Genomic DNA, 2,945 nt, shown 5'->3' with positions numbered 1-2,945 from the left:
CGCGGGCCGTGCCCCCGGCGACCGCAGCGCCGCCGCACCGGTCATCGGCCCGGTCGCCCCGGCGGCCACACCGGCGCGCCGGTCGCGGCCACGGCCGGCGGTGACGGGCGGGCGGTTGTCGCGCGGCCTGCCGGGCCGGGGCGTCCCGGACGGCGAGACCCACGGCGTGCGGCTCCGCTGCCCCGGCACGCCCCACGGGCCGTCCGGACCGGCGAGGTCGGCGAGATCAGGGAGGTCAGGGAGGTCAGGGAGGTCAGGGAGATCGGCGAGCTCGTCCGGGCGGGTCGCGCCGGCCGGGCCGGGAAGCTCACCCGGCGCACCGGAGCCCTCGTCCCTTCCCGACAGGCCGGCCGCCCCCTCCCGGCCGCGGCGCTCGCCGCGGCGCGGACGGTCGGACCGGCGGGAGGTGTCGGGCCGGCGGGAGGTGTCGGCGGCCTCGGCGTCGCCGGACGGGCCGTCGGCCGCGGCGAGCGTCTCGCCCAGGCCGCGCAGCCGCGCGAGGAAGTCGGGGGTCGGCATGTCGTCCGGCACCTCGGCGGACGGGCCGGAGCGGCGGTCGGCCGCGCTCGTCCCGTCCTCGAACCTCTCCAGCCCCTCAAGACCGGAAGCGGACGCCCCGAGCCCCGGGAGCTCGGAAAACCCGGGAAAGTCGGCGGCGGAAGGATTGGAAGGCACGGAGCCGGGGAGACCGGGCAGACCGGAACCGGAACGATCGGAAGGACGGGACGCCGGACGGCCGGGCGCGGACGCGTCGGGTGGCGTGGCCAGACCGCGCAGCCGGGCCTTCAGGCGTCGCAGCGCGTCGGCCTCGGCGCGGCACGACGCGCAGCACGCGAGGTGGCGCAGAGCGCGTTCGCGCTCCTCATGCCCCAGCTCGCCGTCGACCAGAGCGGTCAGACGCTCCCCCAGACAACTCACGCGGCTCCCTCGTCGATCAATCTCAGGTGTGGCGCCCCGGCGCGCCGGACCACCCGTCAGCGGCCCTCCGCGACCGCCGCCACCGCCGGCTCGGCGGCGGGCTCGGCGCCCCTGCGGCGGGGCGCCCGGTGCTCCAGCGCGGCGCGCAGCTGCGCCCTTCCCCGGTGGATGCGGCTGCGCACGGTTCCCAGTTTGACATCCAGGGTCGCGGAGATCTCCTCGTAGGAGAGCCCCTCGATGTCGCACAGCACCACGGCCGCCCGGTACTCGGGGGCCAGGGCGTCGAGCGCGGCCTGGACGTCGGAGTCGAAGTTGCGGTCGTCGTACGCCTGCGCCGGGGTGGGCTCGCGGCCCTGGAGGCGCTCGGCGGCGTCGTCCGCCAGCCCCTCGAACCGGATGCGCTGCTTGCGCCGCGCCTGGTCGAGGAACAGGTTCGTGGTGATGCGGTGCAGCCAGCCCTCGAACGTGCCGGGCGTGTAGTTCGACAGGGAACGGAACACCCGGACGAAGACCTCCTGGGTGAGGTCCTCGGCGTCGTGCTGGTTGCCGGTCAGCCGGTAGGCGAGCCGGTACACCCGGCCCGAATGCTCCCGGACGACCTCGTCCCAGGACGGCGGTGCCCACTCGGCCTCGGGCGCGTTCTCGCGTGTGCGCGCCGCCGCGTCGGTCCGGCTTCGCCCGGAGCCGACCCCGACAGCGCTCTTGAACGTCAGTGCTGCCACTCCCATGGTGCCGGGCTGTTCCTCTCTCCATACGGTGGAACGACACGGTCGCGCCTGGGCTGGGGCGGTTGCCGTACTGCGATCCACACCCGCCCCCGGTGGGGCGGGCGCCATCGTGAGTTAGAACGTGCTGAAACGCCAGTTGGTTCCCCGTCAGCGATATTGTCTTTCCAGCATGAGCCAGGCGGGGGTCCCGCGAGGAGGCAGCCATCAACGCCATTGAGGCCACCCTGACCTACGTGGAGGAGTTCCTCCCCGAGGACGAGGCGACCGTCAGCGCCCGCCACCGGGGCCGCGAGGTCGGCGCGACGCCGATCGGCCCCGCCGGCGGCGCCGCGCTGCGCTTCCTCGCCACCCTGCTCGGCGCCCGCACGGTCGTCGAGATCGGCACCGGCTGCGGCGTCTCCGGGATCTACCTGATGCGCGGGATGCCGAAGGACGCCGTCCTCACCAGCGTGGACGTCGACCACGAGAACCAGCGCCTGGCCAAGCTCGCCTACCGCGAGGCGGGCCTCGGCTCGTACCGCACCCGCATGATCGTCGGACGCGCCCTGGAGGTGCTCCCGCGCCTCACCGACGGCGCCTACGACATGGTCTTCTGCGACGCGGTCAAGACCGAGTACCCCGAGTACCTCACCGCCGCCCTGCGCCTGCTGCGTCCAGGCGGCGTCGTGGCGTTCGACAACGCCCTCTGGCACCAACGCCTCTCCGACCCGGCCTACCGGGGCGATCCGAGCACCGAGGCGATCCGCGAGGTCCACCACCTGATCCGCGAGGACGAACGCCTCGTCCCGATGCTGCTGCCGGTGGGCGACGGCCTGCTCTGCGCCGTCAAGCGCGACTGAGCCCCGTGCGCGCCCCCCGGGACCCCCACGCCGGCACGACCCCTGACGCGGACGGCCCCGCACGCAAACCCAGGTGGGTGGACACCGCCCATGACGTCGAGCCGCCCGCCCCGGAGCCCGCGCCCGCGCCCGAGCCGCTCGGCCGGGACGAGGACGCCCCAGGCGGGAAGCCCCGGGAGACGTTCGCCGTCCGGATGGGGATGACGTGGCGGACGGCCTGGCGCGGACTCGCGTTCGGCATCCTGATGGCGGCGTCGGCCGGGTTCGTGGCCGGCGGCGTGATGCGCGGCGGCTTCGGCGTGGGGAGCCTGGCGTTCATCGTGCTCGGCGCGGTCGGGCTCGTGGCGTTCGGCGGCGGGTTCCTGGCCGCGGTCGGCGGGCCGCTGGCGAGGCGTCCCGTCCTGGAGCTGACCGCCGAGGGGGTGCGCCGGCCCGCGCGCTGGCCGCTGCCCCGCTCACG

General features: G+C 75.4%; 3 protein-coding genes and 1 pseudogene. 2 read left to right on the top strand and 2 right to left on the bottom strand.

Annotated features, from left to right (window positions below):
- The coding region (locus AB0J52_RS34570) for an anti-sigma factor family protein (RefSeq protein ID WP_500187105.1) at positions 1-918 on the bottom strand (918 nt) is incomplete at its 3' end.
- A 56-nt stretch (positions 919-974) separates the two neighbouring features.
- Positions 975-1,646, bottom strand: a complete 672-nt coding sequence (gene sigE / locus AB0J52_RS34565) for an RNA polymerase sigma factor SigE (protein ID WP_500187104.1) — start codon at positions 1,644-1,646, stop codon at positions 975-977.
- A 233-nt stretch (positions 1,647-1,879) separates the two neighbouring features.
- Here sigE and AB0J52_RS34560 point away from each other — a divergent pair, with 233 nt between their 5' ends.
- Together AB0J52_RS34560 and AB0J52_RS34555 are read left to right on the top strand one after the other, a co-directional pair.
- Positions 1,880-2,485 carry an O-methyltransferase gene (locus AB0J52_RS34560; RefSeq protein ID WP_500187103.1) on the top strand — a complete coding sequence of 202 codons (606 nt, stop codon included), beginning with the start codon at positions 1,880-1,882 and terminating at the stop codon, positions 2,483-2,485.
- A gap of 77 nt (positions 2,486-2,562) precedes the next feature.
- Positions 2,563-2,945 (top strand): annotated as a pseudogene (locus AB0J52_RS34555) (hypothetical protein); the annotation flags it as partial.

The organism is Spirillospora sp. NPDC049652 (assembly GCF_040675125.1).
GTDB lineage: Bacteria > Actinomycetota > Actinomycetes > Streptosporangiales > Streptosporangiaceae > Spirillospora.
This window is presented reverse-complemented; position numbering and strand designations above follow the sequence as displayed.